Genomic DNA, 21,856 nt, shown 5'->3' with positions numbered 1-21,856 from the left:
ACTTGTGCGCATGTGCCGCAGATTCAACCAGGTCCCGGGTCAGCGCAGCAGGGAGACCGGGCGTGCCGAACTCGGCGGGGAGGGGTGGAGCGGCGGGAGCGGCGTGGCGGCGGTCGGCAAGAGCGACGGTACGGCGGCCGGGGTGGGCATCCGGTCGCGGACGAACGCGCCGGTCACCGAGGCGTCGGCCAACGGCACGGCGGGCCCGGTCCGGGAGGCGGGCGCGGGGGAGTCCCCCCGCAGGTTCGGGTCCGCGCTCTCCAGCGGCATCGCGCCGCCCAGCGCGAGCGCGGCGAGGGACACCGCTCCGGCGGCGGCGAACGCGAACCGGCGGCGCGGGCGGCCCACCTCGTGGATCCGGAAGCCCTCCTGCTGCGGCCGGGGGGCCGTGGGCAGGGCGTACGCGAACGAGGCGAGCGGATCCCCGGCGGGCGGACCCCCGGGGCCGGACGGACCGTCGAAGCCGCCGCCCGGCAGCCCCTGCAGCCGCGCCAGCAGCCCGGCGGACAGCGGCGGCGGCGCGCTCTCCACGAACATGGTCTTCAGGCGGCGCTGGGCATCGGCCTCCGCCTTGCACTTGGCGCAGGTGGCGAGGTGGGCCAGGACCCGCTCGCGCGCGTCGTGGTTCAGCTCGCCGTCCACCAGGGCGGCAAGCCGGTCGCCCAGGTGCTGTTCGGCGGGGGACGGACTGACTCCGCTCACTCGGCTCCGCCCTCTCCCCCGGCGCCCGGCGCGCCCACGGCCGCCCCGGCCAGCGCTCGCTGCTCGGCACGGGCCGCGGGGGACCGGTGCTTGAGCGCCTTGCGCAGGTGCGAGCGGCCGCGGTGGATGCGGCTGCGGACGGTTCCGAGCTTCACTCCGAGCGTGGCGGCGATCTCCTCGTACGACAGGCCCTCGATGTCACACAGCACCACGGCCGCGCGGAACTCGGGCGCGAGGGTGTCCAGCGCCTGCTGGACGTCCGCGTCGAAGTGGGTGTCGTGCAGGACCTGCTGCGGGGACGGCTCGCGGCTGGGCAGCCGCTCGGCGGCGTCGTCGGCGAGCGCGTCGAAGCGGATGCGCTGCTTGCGGCGGACCATGTCCAGGAACAGGTTGGTCGTGATGCGGTGCAGCCAGCCCTCGAAGGTGCCGGGCGTGTACGTCGACAGCGAGCGGAAGACGCGGACGAAGACCTCTTGGGTCAGGTCCTCGGCATCGTGCTGGTTACCCGTCAGACGGTAGGCAAGACGGTAGACCCGCGCACTGTGCGTGCTGACGATCTCCTCCCATGAAGGAGGGGTCCACGCCTGGGAGCCCGCATCGGCGGCGAAGGTCGCGGTGGTTGCGGTGGCTGCGGTGTGGAAGCGGTCAGCGGTGTCGGTCACGGATTTCGGCTCACCCGCCGACCAGAAGAGACGTCTCAACACGCCTCCACGATCCACAGGCGCAGCCGCACCTCCCCTGTCGGCTCTGGTGGTGTCCAGCGGAGTCCCTACCATAGCCACCCCCTCCGTCAGCTCCGGATAAGCGTTTTTGCAGTAACTTTGCATGGCTCGTGGGCCCCGGAGCGGTCCCGGACCGGCGATCTGCCCGGCAGCGTCCCTTCTTATCCCGCCCACACCCCACTCAACGCCCAGTCCCATCTGCGGGTTCCCGACGTCAACGGATACAGTCACCGTTGCGCCAACTATGGGGACAGGAGAGGGTCATTACCGGCAACCGGCAGACGAGCTGGGCGTTCGCCGACGCGTTTGTCGCCGAGGACGACGCTCTGCGATGGGCCCGCGACCGGTCCAGGGAAGCGGGCCTGCGCTCGGTCTCCCCCGGTACCGGGGCCGCGCTGCGCCTGCTGGCCGCCACCGCGGACGCCAAGGCGGTCGCCGAGATCGGCACCGGAACCGGCGTCTCCGGCATCCACCTGCTCCACGGAATGCGCCCCGACGGGGTGCTGACCACGGTGGATCCCGAAGCCGACCGGCAGGCCTTCGCCCGCCAGGCCTTCCGCGCCGCCGGCTTCGCGGGCAACCGCGCGCGCTTCATCCCGGGCCGGGCGCTCGACGTACTCCCCCGGCTCGCCGACGGCGGGTACGACCTCGTCTTCTGCGACGGCGACCCGGCCGAGTCCCTCGAGTACCTCGCTGAATCGTTGCGCCTGCTGCGCCCCGGCGGGCTGGTGTGCTTCGAGGGAGTCTTCTCCGACGGCCGTACGGTCGACTCCTCGGCCCAGCCGGTGGAGGTGCTCCGCGTCCGCGAACTGCTGCGCAGCGTCCGGGAGAGCCCCGCCCTGGAGGCCGCGCTGCTCCCGGTGGGCGACGGCCTGCTGTGCGCCGTGCGCCGCTGAGCCCGCGGGCTCAGGCCCGTACGACCCGTACGTCCCACGTCCGTGTGTCCGTCAGCGCAGCAGCGCGAACGTCAGGGCCGCCGCGCCGCCCAGTGCCGTGCCGGCGATGACCTGCGCCGGTGTGTGCGCCTTCAGGACCAGCCGCGACCAGCCGAGGGCGGCGGCGAGCAGGGCCGCGGGGAGCACCGGCGCTCCGAAGACGAGCAGCAGGATCATCACCGTACCGCCGGCCACCGACATGTGGACGGATATCTGCCAGCCGGCGGTCACCAGCAGGGACGAGGCCAGGCCGACGAGCATCGCGACGACGAGCGCGAAGACGTCCGCCGGGGCGCCGAGCACGTACAGGAGCGTGATCCCGGCGGCGACGGAGACCCCGCTCAGCGCCATCGGGACCATCCGCTGGCGCCGTACCCGTATGTGCTGGTCGGTCAGCGCCCCGCGCCGCACGCCGAGCATGATGATCCCGACCGGGACCAGCCCGCAGAACAGGGCGCCGAGCAGCCCCCAGCCGAGGCCCGACCAGGACCCGGTGGCGTGCCAGCCGACCAGCAGGAGCAGGGCCACGACCAGGTTCGCCGGCGCCAGCGCGTCCGTGAGGATCCGGGCCGCCTTCTGACGGGGAGTGCACTGCGCGAAGGCGGGCGGGGCGGGCGGGGAGAACGTCACGTCACGGCTCCGGCGATCAAGGTCGGGGTCCTGGACACAACGCTGCCCCGACCGCTCATCGCGAGTGATCGGGGCAGCGCAGAGAATGCAGAATGCAGATGGTGCCGAAAGGTCAGCCGACGACCTTCTTCAGGGCGTCACCCAGGGCGTCCGCCTCGTCCGGGGTCAGCTCGACGACGAGCCGACCGCCGCCCTCGAGCGGTACGCGCATGACGATGCCCCGCCCCTCCTTGGTGACCTCGAGCGGGCCGTCGCCCGTCCGCGGCTTCATGGCCGCCATGCTCGTTCCCCTTCCTGAAACCAGCTCATCGTCAGCCGACGGCCCCATTCAGGCGCCTAGTACCCGGCATCGAACACATTGCTTCCCGGCCATTATCCCGCATGTCAGGACCCGATGACCAACATCGGCCGGGAACGCTTGGGCAACGCGCTCGGCCAAAACCACTCATTTCGGGGATCCGCCTGCGATACTTCGCCCCCGCTCCCGGTGAACGGCGTCGGCTTACTTTGACGCACATCACATGTGCTCGTGCCGTCCGGTCCGCCATGCTGGCCCTTGCACCGGCCGGTACCGGCCGGTAGCCATCCCGCGACGAAGGGGGACTCCCTGCCATGGCCGACAGCGTGCTCTACGAAGTGACCGACGGACTCGCGACCATCACGATCAACCGCCCGGACGCGATGAACGCCATGAACACGGAGGCCAAGGTCGCCCTGCGCGACGCGGCCCTCGCGGCGGCCGCCGACACCGCGGTACGGGCCGTGCTGCTGACCGCGGCCGGCAACCGGGCCTTCTGCGTGGGCCAGGACCTCAAGGAGCACATCGGGAACCTGGCCGCGGACCGCGAGGGCGGATCCTCCCTCACGATGAGCACCGTCGCGGAGCACTACAACCCGATCGTCAAGGCGCTCACGCAGATGCCGAAGCCGGTGGTGGCCGGGGTGAACGGCGTCGCGGCCGGGGCGGGCTTCGGCTTCGCGCTCGCGGCGGACTTCCGGGTCGTCGCCGACACCGCGTCCTTCAACACCTCGTTCGCCGGGGTGGCGCTGACCGCCGATTCCGGGGTCTCGTGGACCCTGCCGCGCCTGATCGGCGCCTCCCGCGCCGGTGACCTGCTGCTCTTCCCGCGCACGGTCAAGGCCCAGGAGGCGTTCGAGCTCGGCATCGCCAACCGCCTGGTCCCCGCGGACTCGCTGCACGCCGAGGCCGAGGCCGTGGCCCGCCGACTCGCGTCCGGCCCGACGGTCGCCTACGCGGCGCTGAAGGAGTCCCTGGCGTACGGGGCCTCCCACTCGCTCGCCGACGCGCTGGAGCGCGAGGACGTCCTCCAGACCCGCGCCGGGGCCTCCGAGGACCACTCCATCGCCGTCCAGGCCTTCCTCGCGAAGCAGCCGCCGGAGTACCTGGGCCGCTGACCCGGCCCGCCGACCGCGCCGACCGGCCTACGCCTCGCGGGAGACGCAGCCCGCGAGGTGGTCGTTGACCAGGCCGCACGCCTGCATCAGGGCGTAGGCCGTGGTCGGCCCGACGAAGCGGATGCCCGCCTTCTTCAGGGCCTTGGCCAGGGCCGTGGACTCCGCGGTGACCGCCGGCACGTCGGCGGTGCTCCTCGGGGCCCGGCCCGGCCTCTTCGGGGCGTGGGACCAGATCAGCCCGTCCAGCTCCCCTGGCCGCCACCCGGCCAGCACCTTCGCGTTGGCCAGGGTGGCCTCGATCTTGGCCCGGTTGCGGATGATCCCCTCGTCCGCCAGCAGCCGCTCGGCGTCGGCCGGCCCGAACTCCGCGACCGACGCGATCTCGAAGTCCGCGAAGGCCTTACGGAACCCCGCGCGCCGGCGCAGGATGGTGATCCAGGACAGCCCGGACTGGAAGGCCTCCAGGCACAGCCGCTCGTACAGCGCGTCGTCCCCGTGGACCGGCTTGCCCCACTCGGTGTCGTGGTAGACGACGTAGTCCTCGGTGGACAGCCCCCAGGGACAGCGCAGCACGCCGTCCGGTCCGGCCGCGAGCCCGGCGCCGCTCACCGTTCGTCCTTGGTGAGGTCGACCCGGTCCTCCGCGGCCGGGGCGAGCGGGGCGGCCGGGTTGGCCGCCGCCGTCAGCTGCGCGATCCGCGCGTCCCGCTCGGCCAGCTCCGCCGCCAGACGCTCCAGTACGTCGTCCACCTCGGCCATCCGGTAGCCGCGCGGCGCGACCGGCAGCCGCAGGGCGTCGATGTCCGCCCGTACGACGGGCCGGGTCTCCGGCAGCCCGTCGGCCACCCGGTCCGGCTCCGCTTCCGGCAGGACGGCCTCCGAACCGCCGCCGATCACCGCCAGGGTGACCGCTGCCACGACCACGACCAGCGCGATCATCAAGAAGAAGAACACGATCAACTCCCCTGAGAGACTCCGGCCACCAGGTTAAGGTCGCAGGCGAGGCGCATGGGCCGCCGAAGGAGGAAAGAGCAGGATGCTGCGACTGGGCAGGCGCGAGTTCGACACCCACGAGCCGGTGATCATGGCCATCGTGAACCGGACTCCGGACTCCTTCTACGACCAGGGCGCGACCTTCCGCGACGAGCCGGCGCTCGACCGGGTCGAGCAGGCCGTTGCCGAGGGCGCCGCGATCATCGACATCGGCGGGGTCAAGGCCGGGCCCGGAGAGCACGTGGACGCGGCCGAGGAGGCGCGGCGCACGGTGGGCTTCGTGGCCGAGGTCCGGCGCCGCCACCCGGACGTGGTGATCAGCGTGGACACCTGGCGGCACGAGGTCGGCGAGGCCGTGTGCGAGGCCGGGGCGGACGTGCTGAACGACGCCTGGGGCGGGGTGGACCCCAAGCTGGCCGAGGTCGCGGCGCGCCACGGCGCCGGGCTGGTCTGCACCCACGCGGGCGGGGTCGAGCCGCGCACCCGGCCGCACCGGACCTCGTACGAGGACGTGATGGCCGACATCCTGGAGGTCACCGTCGGCCTCGCCGAACGCGCCGTCGCCCTCGGCGTCCGCCGGGACGCGATCATGATCGACCCGGGCCACGACTTCGGGAAGAACACCCGGCACTCGCTGGAGGCCACGCGCCGGCTGGACGAGATGACGGCGACGGGATGGCCGGTCCTGGTCTCCCTGTCCAACAAGGACTTCGTCGGCGAGACCCTCGACAAGCCGGTCAAGGAGCGCCTGTTGGGCACCCTGGCCACGACGGCCGTCTCGGCCTGGCTGGGCGCCCAGGTCTACCGGGTCCACGAGGTCGCGGAAACCAAGCAGATCCTCGACATGGTCCGCTCGATCCAGGGCCACCGCCCCCCGGCGGTCGCCCGCCGCGGCCTGGCCTGAGAACCCTGCGGCCTGAGACCCCTGCGGCCCGGGCCCGGAGGCCCGGGCCGCAGCGGCTCCGTCCTACTTCCCGACCTACTTCCCGACTTCCTTCGTCACGAGCGAGATCGCCTCGTCCACGTCGTCCGTGATGTGGAAGAGGTAGAGGTCCTTCTCCGAGGCCTTGCCCTGGGCGATCACCGTGTTGCGCAGCCAGTCGACCAGGCCGCTCCAGTACTCCGTGCCGAACAGCACGATCGGGAAGCGGGTGATCTTCTGGGTCTGGACCAGGGTCAGCGCCTCGAACAGCTCGTCCAGCGTGCCGAGGCCGCCCGGCAGCACCACGAAGCCCTGGCTGTACTTCACGAACATCGTCTTGCGGACGAAGAAGTACCGGAAGTTCAGCCCGAGGTCGACGTGCTGGTTGAGCCCCTGCTCGAAGGGGAGCTCGATGCCCAGGCCGACCGAGATGCCGTTGGCCTCGCGGGCGCCCTTGTTGGCCGCCTCCATCGCTCCCGGGCCGCCACCGGTGATCACCGCGAACCCGGCGTCGACCAGCGCGCCGCCGATCCGCTCGCCCGCCTCGTACTCCGGCGTCCCCGCCAGGGTGCGGGCCGATCCGAACACGCTGATCGCGGGCGGCAGCTCGGCGAGCGTGCCGAAGCCCTCGATGAACTCGGACTGGATGCGCAGGACCCGCCAGGGATCGGTGTGCACCCACTCGGAAGGCCCGGCGGAATCCAGCAGCCGCTGGTCCGTCGTACTGCCCGCCTGCACCTGGCTCCGCCTCCTCAGCACCGGCCCGAGCTGCTGCTCCTCGGGCCGGCGACGAGCGGACCCTTCAGGGTTGCCCATGCTGTGCTCCCTCCTGCTGATCGTTGGATCAGGGTAGGCGCACAAAGGTGACGGCAAGCGGAATTCACGAGGTCAGCCAGGCGCGGAGTCGTTCCTCGCAGTGGAGGATCGCCTTCGTCTCGACGCGTTCGTCGACCTTGTGGGCCAGCAGGGCGTCGCCCGGGCCGTAGTTGACCGCCGGGACGCCGAGCGCGCTGAAGCGGGAGACGTCCGTCCAGCCGAACTTGGGCATCGCGCGGCCGCCGACCGCCTCCATGAAGGCCGCCGCAGCGGGGTGCGAGAGGCCGGGGAGGGCGCCGCCCGAAGAGTCGTCGATCACGAACTCGGCGATGTCGCAGTCCGCGAAGACCTCCCGGACGTGGGCGATCGCGTCGGCCTCGGTGCGGTCCGGGGCGTAGCGGAAGTTGACCGTCACCGTGCAGGCGTCGGGGATGACGTTGTTGGCGACGCCGCCCTCGATGCGGACCGCGTTGAGGCCCTCGTGGTACTCCAGGCCGTCGATCACCGGCTTGCGCGGCTCGTACGCGGCCAGCCGCGCCAGGATCGGCGCCGCCGAGTGGATCGCGTTGGACCCCATCCAGCTGCGCGCGGAGTGGGCGCGCTCGCCCGAGGTGCGCAGCAGCACCCGCAGGGTGCCCTGGCAGCCGCCCTCGACCTCGGCGTCGGAGGGCTCGAGCAGCACCGCGAAGTCGCCGGTCAGCCAGTCGGGGTGCGCCTCGGCGACCTTGCCCAGGCCGTTGAGGTGGGCGGCGACCTCCTCCTGGTCGTAGAAGACGAAGGTGAGGTCCCTGTTCGGCTCGGGGACGGTGGCCGCGATGCGCAGCTGCACGGCGACACCGGACTTCATGTCCGTCGTGCCGCAGCCCCACAGGACGCCGTTCTCGTCGAGGCGCGAGGGGACGTTGTCGGCGATCGGCACGGTGTCGAGGTGGCCGGCGAGCACGACGCGTTCGGCGCGGCCGAGGTGCGTGCGGGCGACGACGTTGTTGCCGAAGCGGTCCACGGTGAGGTGCGGCAGGGCCCGCAGCGCACGTTCCACGAGGTCGGCGAGTACCTTCTCGTCGCCGCTCACGGAGGGGATGTCGACGAGCCGGGCGGTCAGCTCGGCTGCGTCCAGGGTGAGGTCCAGCTCGGATTCGGGCATGAAACGACCCTAACGCCCCCACCCGGGAGGCAGCCTCGGCGTCCGGCCGGTGGACTCGTCATATGCCTCAAGTACGGTGGGCCGCGTGTCCGAATCCCGTGGTCCTCGCCCCCGTCGCCGCAGGCCGCTCCGCGCGGCCGTCGGCCTGCTCGTCCTGTTCGCGGTCATCGGCTATTTCGCCGTCCAGCGGTACTCCAACGGCGGCGCCGGCGCCCCGTACTGCACGGCCACCGCGACCGCCGGCGGCGGGCAGAAGTACGAGATGACCCCGGAGCAGGCGGCGAACGCGGCGACGATAGCCGCCGTCGGCATCTCCAAGGGGCTGCCGGACCGTGCAGTGACCATCGCGCTGGCGACGGCCATGCAGGAGTCGGCGCTGCGCAACCTCGACCACGGCGACCGGGACTCGCTGGGCCTGTTCCAGCAGCGGCCCTCGATGGGCTGGGGCACCCCGGCGCAGATCACGGACCCGGTGTACTCGGCCGGTATCTTCTACGACCGCCTCGTCGAGGTTCCGGGGTACTCGCGGATGCCGCTGACGGTGGCGGCGCAGAAGGTGCAGCGCAGCGGCTACCCGCAGGCGTACGCGAAGCACGAGACGGACGCGACGGTCCTCACGGCGGCCTTCGGCGACGGCGGAGTGCTGTTCTGCTCGGGCCCGGCCCCGCTGAAGGGTGATCCGGAGAAGGTGAAGGCGGAGCTGTTGCGCGCCTTCGGCAAGGAGGCGCTGGCCGGCAGCGCGGGCGGCACGGGCGGCGCCACGGCAGGCGGCGCCACGGCAGGCGGGGGTTCGGGCGGCGCGGCGGCCGGCCGGACGGGTGCGGGCGGGATCCCGGAGCAGGAGATCAACCTGCGGCTGAAGCCGAACGGCGGCCCGGCGGAGGAGCGCCGCGGCCGGGCGATGGCGCACTGGGCGGTGGCCCGGTCGCACGAGCTCGGCATCGCCCGGGTCTCGTACCGGGGCGGCGGCTGGATCGGCGGGCAGGCCCGGGGCGTGTGGCAGGACAAGGGCGGCCCCGGCAAGTCCGGCGACGGCGATCCGCACAACTCGCTCGGCGACGAGGTCCGGATCTTCATCGCCCGCTGAGCCGGGCGGAACGGAGTCCGCCGAGACCCGGCCGCGCGTACGAGACGTCACTCCTGCGGGGGTGGCCGAGGCGGCCGCTGCGGGGGCCCCGGAGGGACAGAAGGCCTGGTGAGCGCGCATCCAATGAGCTTGTCGCGGAAGCCGATTAAACGATGCGTTACCGATCTTTTACCCACCGGCTCCGCAACTCCACCCGCCCCTCGAGCGGTTGTACACGGCGTACCTAGCCGCTACCGCTTAGGAGCAACATGTCCCTCCCCCTGACCCGTCGGATCGCCCGTACCGCGCTGCTCCTCGCAGCCGGGGCAGCCCCCGTGGTCGGTGCGGCCGGCACGGCCAGCGCCGCGGACGCCCCGGACACCGCGGCCGCGACGACGGCGGCGGCCACGGACACGGCGAGCACCGCCGTCGAGGCCCTTCCGGCACCCGCCCCCGCCGCCGACGTGACCAACACGGCGGGCAGCCTGCTCGGCGGCCTGCCGACCACGCAGCAGCTGCCGGCGGCTGCCGCGCCGGCCGGTGAGCTGCCTGGCGGCCTGCCGGGCGGCCTCCCCGGCGGTCTGCCGGGCGGTCTCCCGGGCGGCCTGCCCGGTGGCCTGCTGGGCTGACCCGCCGCAGGAACGCCGAAGGGGCCGGGAGCACGAACTCCCGGCCCCTTCGGGCTGTCCGGCGGCGGTCGGCGCGCCGGATCAGCCCAGGCGCTTGACCGCGGCCTCGACCCGCTCGTCGGTGGCGGTGAAGGCCACCCGCACGAACCGCGCGCCCGCCTCCCCGTAGAAGTCGCCCGGCGCGACCAGGATGCCCAGGTCGGCGAGGTAGGCCACGGTGTCCCAGCAGGGCTCGTCCCGGGTCACCCACAGGTAGAGGCTCGCCTCGCTGTGCTCGACCCGGAAGCCGTGCTCCTCCAGGGCCGTGCGCAGCGCGGCGCGGCGGGCCGCGTAGCGGGCGCGCTGCTCCTCGACGTGGCGGTCGTCGCCGAGCGCCGCGACCGCGGCCGCCTGCACCGGGGCCGGGGTCATCATGCCGCCGTGCTTGCGGATCTCCAGCAGCTCGCCGAGCACGTCCGCGTCACCGGCGATGAAGGCGGCCCGGTAGCCGGCCAGGTTGGACCGCTTGGAGAGCGAGTGGACGGCGACGAGGCCCTCGTACGAGCCCCCGCAGACGTCGTCGTGGAGGACGGAGACGGGCTCGGCCTCCCAGCCCAGCTCCAGGTAGCACTCGTCGCTGAAGACCAGGATCCCGTGCTCGCGCGCCCAGGCCACGATCCGGATCAGCTCCTCCTTGGAGAGGACCTTGCCGGTGGGGTTGGACGGGGAGTTGAGCCACAGCAGCTTCACGCCGGCCGGGTCGAGCTCCGTCGGCTCGTCGTAGACGACGGCCTCGGCGCCGCACAGCCGCGCGCCGACCTCGTACGTGGGGTAGGCGAGCCGGGGGTAGGCCACCTTGTCCCCGGCGCCCAGGCCCAGCTGGGTCGGCAGCCAGGCCACCAGCTCCTTGGAGCCGACGACCGGCAGGACGTTGCGGTGCTCGGCGGCGCTCGCGCCGAGGCGGCCGCGCAGCCAGCCGGTGATCGCGTCGCGCAGGGCGGCCGTGCCCCACACCGTGGGGTAGCCCGGGGAGTCCGCGGCGCCGACCAGGGCGCGCTGGATCAGCTCGGGCACCGGGTCCACGGGCGTGCCGACCGACAGGTCGACGATGCCGTCCGCGTGGGCCGCCGCCGTCTTCTTGTACGGCTCCAGCTTGTCCCAGGGGAAGGCGGGAAGACGGTCGGATACTGCGGCCACGGTGGTCTCTGCTCTCTCTGGGTGCTGGACGCGAAGGTCGGGAAACACCTCGGTCCCGTGCGGCGGGCAGGCCGTACGGGACCGAGTGGCGCGTGTGCCGTGAACCCTCAGTGAGAAGGGTTGATGTCGGCGGGCAGCGCCGCGATGAAGGGGTGGTCGCGCTCGATCAGGCCGAGCTTGGAAGCACCACCGGGCGAACCGAGCTCGTCGAAGAACTCGACGTTCGCCTTGTAGTAGTCCTTCCACTCCTCCGGAGTGTCGTCCTCGTAGAAGATGGCCTCGACCGGGCAGACCGGCTCACAGGCACCACAGTCGACGCACTCGTCCGGGTGGATGTACAAGGACCGCTGGCCCTCGTAGATGCAGTCGACGGGGCACTCTTCGATGCATGCCTTGTCCTTGACGTCGACACAAGGCTCCGCGATGACGTAGGTCACGCTCTCGTTCCTCCTCGGTAGGGCTTTCCATATCGCGCGGGAGCGCGGCGTCGTCGATGCCCGCACCTAGTATCTCCGTTCCCGGGCACGATCCGAACAGGAGGGGCGGACAGAGCTGTGGAAATCACTGCCGGTGGACTGCTGGAGGTCCGTATCACCCCTGCTGACGTGGGTAAACGAGTCTCTGTACGACGGGTGGAGGGCGGGTCGAGCGGGGCCCCCGCGTTCACGGACACCGTAGGGGTTCTCACATCCTGGGACGCGGGTGTGCTGCTGATCACACAAAAGAATGGAAAGTCCGTCCGCATCGCGGAATCCTCGCTGGTCGCGGGCAAGATCGTGCCTCCCGCACCGGCTCGCCGGCGGGGTCCTGCGGCCTCTTTCGAGGAGCTTTCGAGGGTCGCCGCGCGGTCCTGGCAGCCGCTGGAGAGCGAGGCGCTGGGCGAGTGGACGCTGCGGGCGGCCGCCGGATTCACCCGGCGGGCGAACTCGGTGCTGCCGCTCGGCGATCCGGGGATGCCGCTGGACGATGCACTCGCTCGAGTGACCTCCTGGTACGCGGAACGAGGACTTCCGGCGTATGTGCAGGCCGCTACGGGGGCCGTCGGCACCCAGGAGCTGCTGATCGCGGAGCTGGAGCGGCGCGGGTGGGCGGCCGAGGTGTCGGCGGAGGTGCGGACCGGGGCGCTGGCGCCGGTCGGGGACGTGGACGCGCCCGCCGCCGGGGCCGTACGTCTGACCCGCACCCCGGACGAGGCGTGGCTCGGGCGCTACGGCAGGGTCAGCGACCCGGAGGTGGCCCGGCGGCTGCTGGTCGAGGGCCCGTCGGTGTGGTTCGCGGCGCTGCCCGGTGCCCGGGCCATCGGGCGGTGCGTGGTGGACGGGCGGTGGGCCGGTTTCGCCGCGGTGACGGTCGATCCCGCGCACCGGCGGCAGGGGCTGGCGACCGCGGTGATGGCGGCGCTGGCGCGGCGGGCGCTGGCGGAGGGCGCCTCGGCGGCCTGGCTCCAGGTGGAGACGGACAACCCGCAGGCGCTGGCCCTGTACGACGGGCTGGGCTTCGCCACGCACCACACGTACCACCACTACCGGGCGGCGCCGTGAGTTCGGCGGAGCGGCGCGAGCAGTTCGCGGCGGAGGCGCGGTCGGAGCGGCCGGACCTGGCGCTGATGTGCCTGCTGCTGGCGGCGGAGGCGGATCCGGAGCTGGACGAGCGGGCCGTGGACTGGGCGCAGATCGAGCTGGACCGGCTGGCCGGGATGCTGCCCTACGGGCTGCGGGGCGGGCGGGCCTGGGCGTCGGCGGTGACGGAGCTGCTGGGCGGCCGGCTCGGTTTCCACGGGACCCCGGCGGACTACGAGCGGTTGTCGTCCTCGCTCCTGCACGAGGTGCTGCGGCGCCGGCGCGGCCTGCCGATCCTGTTGTCCGTCGTCTGGCTGGAGGTCGCCCGGCGGGCGGGCGCGCCGGTGTACGGGCTGGGGCTGCCGGGGCACTTCGTGGTGGGCTTCGGGGACCCGGAGGAGGGCGTGGTGGTCGACCCGTTCGCGGGCGGCGCGTCGCTCGGGGCCGGGCCGGCGGAGCTGGCGCAGGGCCCGCGGGAGCCGGCGCGGACGCTGGACATCGTCCTGCGGATCCTGAACAACATCCGGGCCTGGGCCGCGTCCCGGCCGGAGCAGTCGGGGGTGGCGCTGTGGGCGCTGGAGCTGTCGCTGCTGCTGCCGTCGCATCCGGCGTCGCTGCGGTACGAGCGGGCGCGGCTGCTGGTCGAACGCGGTTCCTTCCAGGCGGGCGCGGCCGAGCTGGAGGCGTACGCCGCCGTGGTCGACGCGGTCGACTCCGAGGCGGCCTCCCGCATCCGCGGCGAAGCCGCCGCCGCCCGCGCCCTCCTGAACTAGGCCGGGCTGCGGCCCGGGCCCTCCGCTCGGCGCGGCTCAAGACCCGGGGCTCCGCCCCGTACCCCGCTCCTCAAACGCCGGAGGGGCTGGATTTCGGCTGATGCCGCCTGCGCAGCGCGCCGGGCGGCACCTTCGAGCGCCGCTCAGCCGCAAACCCGGCCCCGCCGGCGTTTGAGGCGCGGTGTCTGGGGCGGAGCCCCAGGGGCGGCGGAGCCGGGGTTGCGGACCGTGTGGGGGTCAGCTCGCGTTGGTGTCGACGACCACGGTCCGTTCGGCCGTGGTCTTGCCGCGCAGGGCCTTGCCGAGGGCGCCGGCGACGTCCTGCGGGGTGACGGCGGTCTTGGCGCCGGTGCCGCGGGTGATCGTGATGCCGTCGAAGGTGTTCCCGTAGGTCTCCTTGAGGGCGTCCAGGTCGAACTTCTCGACGAGGTGGCCTTCGACGGGCTGCATGCTGAGGATCTTCGGCAGGGACTTGGCGCCGAAGGCGATGGACTTGCTGCCGATCTTGACCGTGGCGTTGGCGGACATCGCCGGTTCGGCGAACTCCTTCATGGCGCGGTCCAGTTCGGCCTGGTCGATGACCGGTGCCTTGGTGGTCACGGGCAGTTCGGCCACGGCCGCGTTGCCGGTGGCGACCATGTCGCGGAAGGCCTGGGTGACCTGGGCGGCGGAGGCGTCCACGTCGAGGGTGGTGCCGGGGGTACCGGGGACGGCCACGGCCTTGCCGGTGTCGAACGTGATGGTGCCCTCGGTGGCCGTGCCGGCGGTGCCCGCGAGCTCCTGGAGCGCGACCTGGAGCTTCTCCTCGTCGACCGGCATCACGGCGTCGGCCTTGCGCTCGTTGCCGAGGAGGGAGCCGATGACGGTGACCGGGTTGTAGTCGCTGCCCGCGGCGTTGCGGACGGTGGTCTGGCTGTCCAGGGTCAGGCCGGCCTTCTCGGGCTTCAGCTCGACCTGCTTGCCGCCGACGCTGAGCTGGAGGGGGGCGGCGGCGCGCGTCCCGAAGGCCGTCTGGAGCTTGGCCACGGCCTCGTCGCGGCTGCCGCTGATGTCGACTCCGAGGACGGTGGTGCCCTTGGGGACGTCGGAGTGGTTCAGGAGCAGCCCGGCTCCGTAGGCCACGCCGAGCAGCACCACGAGGCCGCCGCCGAGCAGGACCAGCTTGGAGCGGCCCTTCTTGGCGGGCTTCGCGGCCTTGGCGCCGGCCTTCTGCTGCCCGGGCGCGGGGCGCGGGGCGGCGGGCGCGGGCGCCGGTACCGGGGTGGGGGCCTGCGCCTGCGACGGGTCCATCTCGGGTCCGGGCCAGCGCGGGGCCTCCGCGCCCCCGGGGCCGCCGACGGGGCCGCTCCCGAAGCCGGGGCCCGCGGTGGGGCCGGCCGGGATGCCGTCGCCCTGGCTGCCGTAGGCGGGGAACGCCTCGGTGACCGGGCCGGTGTCGTCCCGGCCGCCGGGGTACGCCGGGTAGCCCTGGGCCGGCCCGGCGCCGGGGCCGCCGGGCGCCCCGGGGCCGCCCGCGAGCGGGCCGTAGTCGGCGACCGGCGGAGGCGGGGTGCGCGGCGGCGCGAAGCCCGCGTCCGGTGCGGGCGCGGCCTGGGTGCGCACGGGCGGCGGGTAGCCGGCGCCCGGGCCGGCCGGAGGCGGCGGGGTGATCCCCGGACCGGGCGCGGGCGCGGGAGCCGGGGCGGGACGCGGGGCCGGGGCCTGGTGCGGGGCCGGGGCCGGTGCGCGTCCCGCGGCGGGCCCGGGCGGCGGCGTGGGCGCCGGGGCGGGAGCGGGGGCGGGCGCCGGGCTGGGCGCCTTGCGCGGAGCGAACCAGTTGCTGGCGGGCTCCTCGGTCCCGGCCGGGGCCTGGGCTGCGGGCGCGGGCCGCTGGGCGGGCTCCCGCTCGGCCTCGATCCGGGTCGGCACGGGCTGCTGCCGCTGTGCGACCGGCGGCGCGGCCGCCCGCCCCGGCGCCGGCTGGGGCGCCTGCGGTGCGGGAGCCGGTGACGCGGCCTCGGCCGCGTCGGTGGCAGGGCCCATCGCCTTGCGGACGACCACCGGCGGGATCGGCCGCGAACCCGGGATGTTGATCCGGATCCGGGTCGTCAGGGTGGTCTCGGTCTTGGGCCCGTCCGAGTCGGGCGTGGACGGCTTCGAGGTCACAGGGTTCTCCTCCGGGGCAGTCGCCGCGCCAGGCCCAGGTGGCACAGCCGTGGACGGATACTGGCCGGTTCCATACGGCGGTGTACCCGAGGGGTAGGCGGCTCCACCGCGCCCTGTGGGCCCGGAGGACGAACTGTCGGTTTCACGACTCAAGGCAGGTTCTCCCGGTTGGCTCCGCCGCCCGTCATACCGTGCGCGGGCAGCTCGGCGGCCCGTCCACCATACTGGCCGCCGCCCTCGCGCAACTGACCACCAGGAATCAGGGGTTCCTCATAGCTCCCGCCAACCCCCCCTGAAGCCGCCCGCGAGCCCCCGCGCGGCACCGGGAGCGGCCACCTCTACGGAGTCCGACACCACGTCACTTGGCAGGACGCGCGGCCGAAACCGGCCGATCCAGCGGACCGCGCATCGTGGCGCACATCACAGCGAAGACCGTTCCACCCAAAAGGTAGACGTACATGCCGATTCCGGACGAACTGAGCAGGAAGTCGCCCTCGGGGCGCGGGACACCGAGCATCACGTACGCCAGGAACCAGCCGACCGCGGCACCGCCCACCCCGAGTCCGGTGCCGAGCGCGATCCGCCCCCCGAGGAAGAGCCCGAAGGCCGCCAGCAGCGCGAGCAACAGGCCGCCGGGGAACCACAGGTCCACCACCAGCCAGCCGGCCAGGCCGGTCAGCGCGCCCAGCACCAGCAGGCCCAGGCATCCGGCGATCCGCGCCGGGGTCAGCGTCCCGGTCACGCCGTCACCCCCGCGAACAGGTCGCGCTCGCGCTCGCCCGCCGGTACGCCCGGCCGGCCCGCGACGAGTTCGTAGTACTCCCGGGCGAACAGCGGCTGCGCCAGGTCGTTGGAGAGGGCGAAGAAGGGCCCGTCCACGGCGATCTGGGTGACGTGGGCCCGCATGGCGGCCGCCTTGGCCGCCACGAGCTCCTCGGCGGCCTCGATCTCGGCGGTGACCCTCTCGTCGGGGACGACCCCCGGCACGTCCTCGGGCGAGGCCAGCCCCGGGAAGGGCACCTCGTCACCGGTGACCGCGCGCAGCTTGGCGAAGCCCTCCTCGACCACCGAGCGCGGCACGCGGTTCCAGTAGATCTTCCCGACCGCGTGCGGCTCGCCCAGGTCGCGCCGGTACGCGCCCTCCGCGGCCAGTTCGGCGCCGCGCATGGCGACCCGGTGGGCCTGGATGTGGTCCGGGTGGCCGTAGCCGCCGTGCGGGTCGTAGGTGACCAGCACCTGCGGCCGCACCTCCCGGATCACCTCCACGAGGTGGGCGGCGGCCTCGTCCACGTCGGCGGCCCAGAAGGCCTCCGGGCGGCGGTTCTGCGGGGCGCCCATCATCCCGGAGTCCCGGTAGCGGCCGGGGCCGCCGAGGAACCGGTGGTCGGTGACGCCCAGTTCCGCCATGGCGGCGGCGAGCTCGCCGACCCGGTGGGCGCCGAGGCTGTCGTCGCGGTCGGCCGCCAGGTGGGCGAGGTCGGGCGGGATGACCTCTCCCTCCTCGCCGAGGGTGCAGGTCACCAGGGTGACGTGGGCCCCCTCGGCCGCGTACTTGGCCATGGTGACGCCGTTGTTGATCGACTCGTCGTCCGGGTGCGCGTGCACGAGGAGCAGCCGACGGGCGGGAAGACCGTTCATGGGCCTAGCCTACGAGGCACGGCTCAGAACTTGAGGCCACTGATCATGCTGGCCACGTTCGAAGTGAGCTGGCTGAGGGTCGGGGCGATGGTGGAGCTCGCCAGGTAGAAACCGAGGAGCACACAGACCACCGCGTGTCCCGCCTTCAGGCCCGACCTTCGGACCAGCAGGAATACGACGATCGCCAGCAGCACCACGGCCGAGATCGAGAGTGCCACGGCGTTTCACCTCCACGTCGAGCGGACATCGGTACGCGTATTAGTGCTCGGCGGGACTCATACCCACCGTGCGCTACGGATCATAACTTTCCGTACCAGCGCATCGATCGAATTCCGGCAGCACGAGGGGCGCATGGCGCGCACGTGCAGGGGCACACGAGAGGCCGGCCGGAGGGGTGTACGCCCCTCCGGCCGGCTGTGGGCACCCGCACGGCCGCACGCCGTCCAGACTGCACGCCCCAGATCTCGGGGCAGAAACGGTCAAGTTGCCCGCGTGTAAATGGTGTTGGGGCCGAGGCCGCCGTCGTGGCGTGGGATATGCGGGGTGGCCGGAAATAGTCGGCCGACAGGGAGGGGAGGTTCAAGGGGCGGGACTACGGGCCGGCTTCCTCCGGGGGCGAGGGGACCACGTGCTTCTCCGCCGCGAAGTGACAGGCCGACGGGTGCGCCGCCGGGCCGGACGGGAAGACCGCGGGGACCGCCAGCAGCGGCACCTCCACGGTGCACTTGTCCTGGGCCTTCCAGCAGCGCGTGCGGAAGCGGCAGCCGGAGGGCGGGTTGGCCGGTGAGGGCACGTCGCCGGAGAGGATGATGCGCTCGCGGCGGGCGCGGGCCTCCGGGTCGGGCACGGGGACGGCGGACAGCAGGGCCTGGGTGTACGGGTGGGTCGGGTGCTCGTAGATCTGGGTGTCCGTGCCGATCTCCACGATCCGGCCCAGGTACATGACGCCGACCCGGTCGGAGATGTGCCGCACGATCGAGAGGTCGTGCGCGATGAACACGTACGACAGGTCGAACTCGGCCTGGAGCCGGTCCAGGAGGTTGATCACCTGGGCCTGCACGGAGACGTCGAGCGCGGAGACCGGCTCGTCGGCGACGATGATCTCGGGCCGGAGGGCCAGCCCGCGGGCGATGCCGATGCGCTGGCGCTGCCCGCCGGAGAACTGGTGCGGATAGCGGTTGATGTACTCCGGGTTCAGCCCGACCACGTCCAGGAGTTCCTGGACCTTGCGGCGCCGGTCGCCCTTCGGAGCCACCTCGGGGTGGATTTCGTACGGCTCCCCGATGATGTCGCCGACCGTCATACGGGGGTTCAGCGAGGTGTACGGGTCCTGGAACACCATCTGGATGTTGCGGCGGACGGCCTTCAGGGCCCTGCCGGACAGCTTGGTGATGTCCTCGCCCTTGTACGAGATCGCGCCGGCCGTCGGCCGCTCCAGGTTGACCAGCATCTTGGCCACGGTCGACTTCCCGCAGCCGGACTCGCCGACGATGCCGAGCGTTTCGCCCGCGCGCAGCTCGAAGGAGACCCCGTCGACGGCCTTGACCGCGCCGACCTGCTTGCGGAAGACGATGCCCTGGGTCAGCGGGTAGTGCTTGACCAGGTCCTTCACTTCCAGAAGGGACTCAGCCATGGAGGCACTCCTTCCAGAAGAAGCAGGCGCTGGTGCGGTCCTCGGCGACCCGCGCCAGCGGCGGGACCTCGGCCCGGCAGACGGCCTGGGCCATCGGGCAGCGCGGGTTGAAGGCGCAACCGGGCGGAATGGCCAGCAGGTTCGGGGGCAGGCCCTTGATGGCGTACAGCTCCTGGCCCTTCTGGTCCAGGCGCGGGATGGAGTCCAGCAAGCCTCGCGTGTACGGATGGGCGGGCGCCTTGTAGATCTCGTGCACCGGGGCCGCCTCGACGATCCGGCCCGCGTACATGACGGCGATCTTGTCGGCAACGTCGGCGACCACGCCCAGGTCGTGGGTGATCAGGATGAGGCCCATGTTGAGCTCGCGCTGGAGCTCGGCCAGCAGGTCCATCACCTGGGCCTGGACGGTGACGTCCAGGGCGGTGGTCGGCTCGTCCGCGATGATCAGCGAGGGTTCCAGGGCCAGCGCCATCGCGATCATGATGCGCTGGCGCATGCCGCCGGAGAACTGGTGCGGGTAGTCGCCCACGCGCTGCTTGGCGGCCGGGATCTTCACCCGGTCCATCAGCTCGACGGCCTTGCCCTTGGCGTCCTTGCGGGACATCCCGCGGTGGACCTCGTACATCTCCCCGAGCTGCGCGCCGACGCTGAGCACGGGGTTGAGGGAGGAGAGGGCGTCCTGGAAGATCATCGCCATGTCGGCGCCGCGGATCTTCCGCCGGTCCTCCTCCTTCATCCTCAGCAGGTCCTGTCCCTTGAAGAGGATCTCGCCGCCCGCGATCCGGCCCGGCGGCATGTCCAGGATGCCCATCACGGCCTGGGCGGTCACCGACTTGCCGGAGCCCGACTCGCCGAGCACGGCGAGCGTCTCGCCCTCGTCCACCGAGTAGTCGACGCCGTTGACCGCCTTGGCGACTCCGTCGCGCGTCTTGAATTCCACGTGCAGGTCGCGGACTTCGAGCAGCATGTGCGGGGCTCCTCAGCGCAGCTTGGGGTCGAGGGCGTCGCGCACCGCGTCGCCGAGCATGATGAAGGCGAGCACGGTCAGGCTGAGCGCGCCCGCCGGGTAGAGCAGCATGTGCGGGGCGTTGCGGATCTGCGAGGCCGCGTTGGAGATGTCGATGCCCCAGGAGACGGTGGGCGGGCGCAGGCCGACGCCGAGGAAGGACAGGGTGGCTTCCAGGGCGATGTAGGTGCCGAGCGCGATGGTGGCGACGACGATGACGGGCGCGACGGCGTTGGGCGCCACGTGCCGCAGCAGCATCCGGCCGTTGCCGGCGCCGAGCGCGCGGGCGGCCTGCACGTAGTCGTTCTGTTTGGCGGTGATCACCGAGCCGCGGGCGATGCGGGCGAGCTGCGGCCAGCCGAGCAGCACGATGAAGCCGACCACGGGCCAGACGGTGGTGCTGGTGACGACGGACAGGAAGACCAGGCCGCCGAGGATCACCGGGATGCCGAAGAAGATGTCCGCGACCCGTGAGAGCAGCGCGTCCCACCAGCCGCCGAAGAAGCCGGCGAGCCCGCCGAGCGCGGAGCCGAGCAGGGCGGCGCCGAGGGTGGCGCACACGCCCACGGTGATGGAGGCGCGGGCGCCGTACACGGTACGGGTGTAGACGTCGCAGCCCTGGGTGTCGTAGCCGAAGGGGTGGCCGGGGGCCGAGCCCTGCTGGGACTTGGACAGGTCGCACCTGAGGGGGTCGCCGCTCGCGATGAGCTGGGGCCAGATGGCGATGACCACGAGGAAGAGGATCAGCAGGGCGGAGAGGAGGAAGACGGGGTTGCGGCGCAGCTGGTGCCAGGCGTCGGACCACAGCGAGCGGGCCCGCTCCCGGGGGCCGGGGCCGCCGGTCGGCTCCAGGGGCTTCTCCAGGCTCTCGGCCTCTTCCAGGGCCAGGTCCATGGCCCCTCCCTGTCCGGTCGGCGCGATGATCGCCTGCTTCCCCGGCTGCAGCGGGTCGTAGGCCTCGGGACGCTCTGGAAGCTCCAGCCGCTCGGGGTGCTCCAGTTGGTCGGGGTGCTCGGGGCGCTCTGGCTCAGGCATAGCGGATCCTCGGGTCCAGGACCGCGTAGAGCAGGTCGACGAGCAGGTTCGCCAGCAGGAAGACGATGACGAGGATGGTCACGAAGCCGACCACGGTGGGGGCGTTGTTGCGCAGGATCCCCTGGTAGAGCTGGTATCCGACACCGTGGATGTTGAAGATCCGCTCCGTGACGATGGCGCCGCCCATCAGCGCGCCGATGTCGGTGCCGATGAAGGTGACCACCGGGATCAGCGAGTTGCGCAGCAGGTGGCGGGTGATGACCCGGCGGCGGGGCAGGCCCTTGGCGACCGCGGTGCGCACGTAGTCGGCCCTGACGTTCTCGGCGATGGAGGTGCGCGAGAGCCGGGTCACGTAGGCGAGCGAGACGAGGGCGAGCACGACGCCGGGCAGGATCAGCTCGCCGAAGGGGGCGTCCGGGGAGACGGTGGGCCGGACCCAGCCCCATTTGACGCCGAAGAGGAACTGGAGCAGGTAGCCCGTCACGAAGGTGGGCACCGAGATGACGACGAGGGTCATCACGAGGACGGAGGTGTCGATGGACTTGCCGCGGCGCAGTCCGCTGACCACGCCGAGGGTGATGCCGACGACGATCTCGATGAGGATCGCGACGACGGTCAGCCGCAGGGTGACCGGGAAGGCCGTCGCCATGAGCTCGGTGACCTTCTGGCCGTTGAAGGCCGTGCCGAAGTCGCCCTGGAAGATCTGGCCCATGTAGTGGAGGTACTGCTCCCACAGGGGGCGGTCGAGGTAGAGGTCCTTGCGGATGCGCGCGGCGGTCGCCGGGTCGGGCGCCTTGTCGCCGAAGAGGGCGGCGACCGGGTCACCCAGCGCGTACACCATGAAGAAGATCAGGAAGGTGCTGCCGATGAACACGGGGATCATCTGGAGCAGCCGCCGGATCACGTAACGTCCCATG

The 21,856-nt window shown here is 72.6% G+C and carries 25 protein-coding genes; 7 read left to right on the top strand and 18 right to left on the bottom strand.

Going from position 1 to position 21,856, the window contains the following annotated elements; translation table 11 throughout:
• Positions 1-39: 39 nt before the first annotated feature.
• Both ACIPUC_RS21565 and sigE read right to left on the bottom strand, forming a co-directional pair.
• Positions 40-702 (bottom strand): anti-sigma factor family protein, encoded by a 663-nt coding sequence (locus ACIPUC_RS21565; protein ID WP_446591364.1) that lies wholly within the window; start codon positions 700-702, stop codon positions 40-42.
• On the bottom strand, positions 699-1,478 hold the full coding sequence (gene sigE, locus ACIPUC_RS21560; protein ID WP_362587966.1) for an RNA polymerase sigma factor SigE: 780 nt from the start codon (positions 1,476-1,478) through the stop codon (positions 699-701). The genes ACIPUC_RS21565 and sigE overlap by 4 nt, the downstream gene beginning before the upstream one ends.
• 179 nt (positions 1,479-1,657) lie before the next feature.
• On the opposite strand from sigE, the gene ACIPUC_RS21555 reads away from it, so the two are divergent.
• Positions 1,658-2,320 (top strand): O-methyltransferase, encoded by a 663-nt coding sequence (locus ACIPUC_RS21555; protein WP_362587969.1) that lies wholly within the window; start codon positions 1,658-1,660, stop codon positions 2,318-2,320.
• Positions 2,321-2,371: 51 nt separating this feature from the next.
• Here the strand turns inward: ACIPUC_RS21555 and ACIPUC_RS21550 are convergent, their stop codons facing one another.
• Together ACIPUC_RS21550 and ACIPUC_RS21545 are read right to left on the bottom strand one after the other, a co-directional pair.
• Positions 2,372-2,989: a hypothetical protein gene (locus ACIPUC_RS21550; RefSeq protein WP_446591361.1), complete on the bottom strand. Its 618-nt coding sequence runs from the start codon at positions 2,987-2,989 to the stop codon at positions 2,372-2,374.
• A gap of 112 nt (positions 2,990-3,101) precedes the next feature.
• The gene (locus ACIPUC_RS21545; RefSeq protein ID WP_003966491.1) at positions 3,102-3,269 is read right to left on the bottom strand and encodes a DUF3117 domain-containing protein; all 168 of its coding nucleotides are present in this window, start codon (positions 3,267-3,269) and stop codon (positions 3,102-3,104) included.
• Between the two features lie 332 nt (positions 3,270-3,601).
• Between ACIPUC_RS21545 and chcB the strand changes: the two genes are divergently transcribed.
• On the top strand, positions 3,602-4,405 hold the full coding sequence (gene chcB, locus ACIPUC_RS21540; RefSeq protein ID WP_446591359.1) for a 2-cyclohexenylcarbonyl CoA isomerase: 804 nt from the start codon (positions 3,602-3,604) through the stop codon (positions 4,403-4,405).
• A gap of 27 nt (positions 4,406-4,432) precedes the next feature.
• On the opposite strand, the gene ACIPUC_RS21535 is transcribed toward chcB, so the two are convergent.
• Both ACIPUC_RS21535 and ACIPUC_RS21530 read right to left on the bottom strand, forming a co-directional pair.
• On the bottom strand, positions 4,433-5,014 hold the full coding sequence (locus ACIPUC_RS21535) for a DNA-3-methyladenine glycosylase I (protein ID WP_446591357.1): 582 nt from the start codon (positions 5,012-5,014) through the stop codon (positions 4,433-4,435).
• Positions 5,011-5,364 carry a DivIVA domain-containing protein gene (locus ACIPUC_RS21530; RefSeq protein WP_446591355.1) on the bottom strand — a complete coding sequence of 118 codons (354 nt, stop codon included), beginning with the start codon at positions 5,362-5,364 and terminating at the stop codon, positions 5,011-5,013. The genes ACIPUC_RS21535 and ACIPUC_RS21530 overlap by 4 nt, the downstream gene beginning before the upstream one ends.
• Before the next feature lie 76 nt (positions 5,365-5,440).
• On the opposite strand from ACIPUC_RS21530, the gene folP reads away from it, so the two are divergent.
• Complete coding sequence (gene folP, locus ACIPUC_RS21525; RefSeq protein WP_446591354.1) at positions 5,441-6,301, top strand: dihydropteroate synthase; 861 nt, start codon at positions 5,441-5,443, stop codon at positions 6,299-6,301.
• A gap of 75 nt (positions 6,302-6,376) precedes the next feature.
• On the opposite strand, the gene ACIPUC_RS21520 is transcribed toward folP, so the two are convergent.
• Positions 6,377-7,135 (bottom strand): LOG family protein, encoded by a 759-nt coding sequence (locus ACIPUC_RS21520; protein ID WP_446591353.1) that lies wholly within the window; start codon positions 7,133-7,135, stop codon positions 6,377-6,379.
• A gap of 64 nt (positions 7,136-7,199) precedes the next feature.
• Positions 7,200-8,279 (bottom strand): succinyl-diaminopimelate desuccinylase, encoded by a 1,080-nt coding sequence (dapE, locus tag ACIPUC_RS21515; RefSeq protein WP_446591351.1) that lies wholly within the window; start codon positions 8,277-8,279, stop codon positions 7,200-7,202.
• An 85-nt stretch (positions 8,280-8,364) separates the two neighbouring features.
• Between dapE and ACIPUC_RS21510 the strand changes: the two genes are divergently transcribed.
• Positions 8,365-9,366, top strand: a complete 1,002-nt coding sequence (locus ACIPUC_RS21510) for a hypothetical protein (protein WP_446591349.1) — start codon at positions 8,365-8,367, stop codon at positions 9,364-9,366.
• Positions 9,367-9,614: 248 nt separating this feature from the next.
• Positions 9,615-9,974 carry an ATP-binding protein gene (locus ACIPUC_RS21505; RefSeq protein ID WP_446591348.1) on the top strand — a complete coding sequence of 120 codons (360 nt, stop codon included), beginning with the start codon at positions 9,615-9,617 and terminating at the stop codon, positions 9,972-9,974.
• 81 nt (positions 9,975-10,055) lie between these two features.
• Here ACIPUC_RS21505 and dapC read toward each other — a convergent pair whose 3' ends face one another.
• Positions 10,056-11,150, bottom strand: coding sequence for a succinyldiaminopimelate transaminase (gene dapC / locus ACIPUC_RS21500; protein ID WP_446591347.1), 1,095 nt, complete (start codon positions 11,148-11,150; stop codon positions 10,056-10,058).
• Between the two features lie 107 nt (positions 11,151-11,257).
• Positions 11,258-11,587 (bottom strand): ferredoxin, encoded by a 330-nt coding sequence (fdxA, locus tag ACIPUC_RS21495; protein WP_030868357.1) that lies wholly within the window; start codon positions 11,585-11,587, stop codon positions 11,258-11,260.
• Positions 11,588-11,704: 117 nt separating this feature from the next.
• On the opposite strand from fdxA, the gene ACIPUC_RS21490 reads away from it, so the two are divergent.
• The gene (locus tag ACIPUC_RS21490) at positions 11,705-12,691 is read left to right on the top strand and encodes a GNAT family N-acetyltransferase (protein ID WP_446591346.1); all 987 of its coding nucleotides are present in this window, start codon (positions 11,705-11,707) and stop codon (positions 12,689-12,691) included.
• Positions 12,692-12,756: 65 nt separating this feature from the next.
• Positions 12,757-13,482, top strand: coding sequence for a transglutaminase family protein (locus tag ACIPUC_RS21485; protein WP_446591871.1), 726 nt, complete (start codon positions 12,757-12,759; stop codon positions 13,480-13,482).
• A gap of 237 nt (positions 13,483-13,719) precedes the next feature.
• On the opposite strand, the gene ACIPUC_RS21480 is transcribed toward ACIPUC_RS21485, so the two are convergent.
• The 8 genes from ACIPUC_RS21480 to ACIPUC_RS21445 all read right to left on the bottom strand — a co-directional run bounded on the left by ACIPUC_RS21480 (position 13,720) and on the right by ACIPUC_RS21445 (position 21,855).
• Positions 13,720-15,627: a peptidoglycan binding domain-containing protein gene (locus ACIPUC_RS21480; RefSeq protein ID WP_446591344.1), complete on the bottom strand. Its 1,908-nt coding sequence runs from the start codon at positions 15,625-15,627 to the stop codon at positions 13,720-13,722.
• 358 nt (positions 15,628-15,985) lie between these two features.
• Positions 15,986-16,369, bottom strand: a complete 384-nt coding sequence (locus ACIPUC_RS21475) for a DUF6113 family protein (RefSeq protein WP_446591342.1) — start codon at positions 16,367-16,369, stop codon at positions 15,986-15,988.
• On the bottom strand, positions 16,366-17,265 hold the full coding sequence (gene mshB / locus ACIPUC_RS21470) for an N-acetyl-1-D-myo-inositol-2-amino-2-deoxy-alpha-D-glucopyranoside deacetylase (protein WP_446591340.1): 900 nt from the start codon (positions 17,263-17,265) through the stop codon (positions 16,366-16,368). The genes ACIPUC_RS21475 and mshB overlap by 4 nt, the downstream gene beginning before the upstream one ends.
• 23 nt (positions 17,266-17,288) lie before the next feature.
• Complete coding sequence (locus tag ACIPUC_RS21465) at positions 17,289-17,483, bottom strand: hypothetical protein (protein ID WP_053677094.1); 195 nt, start codon at positions 17,481-17,483, stop codon at positions 17,289-17,291.
• Positions 17,484-17,857: 374 nt separating this feature from the next.
• Positions 17,858-18,898 (bottom strand): ABC transporter ATP-binding protein, encoded by a 1,041-nt coding sequence (locus ACIPUC_RS21460; protein WP_446591338.1) that lies wholly within the window; start codon positions 18,896-18,898, stop codon positions 17,858-17,860.
• Positions 18,891-19,865 carry an ABC transporter ATP-binding protein gene (locus ACIPUC_RS21455; RefSeq protein ID WP_446591336.1) on the bottom strand — a complete coding sequence of 325 codons (975 nt, stop codon included), beginning with the start codon at positions 19,863-19,865 and terminating at the stop codon, positions 18,891-18,893. The genes ACIPUC_RS21460 and ACIPUC_RS21455 overlap by 8 nt, the downstream gene beginning before the upstream one ends.
• A 12-nt stretch (positions 19,866-19,877) precedes the next feature.
• Positions 19,878-20,798 (bottom strand): ABC transporter permease, encoded by a 921-nt coding sequence (locus tag ACIPUC_RS21450; protein WP_446591870.1) that lies wholly within the window; start codon positions 20,796-20,798, stop codon positions 19,878-19,880.
• Between the two features lie 133 nt (positions 20,799-20,931).
• Positions 20,932-21,855: an ABC transporter permease gene (locus ACIPUC_RS21445; RefSeq protein WP_446591334.1), complete on the bottom strand. Its 924-nt coding sequence runs from the start codon at positions 21,853-21,855 to the stop codon at positions 20,932-20,934.
• Between the last annotated feature and the right edge of the window lies 1 nt (position 21,856).

The sequence above is a fragment of the Streptomyces sp. LARHCF249 genome, from assembly GCF_052871255.1.
This window is presented reverse-complemented; position numbering and strand designations above follow the sequence as displayed.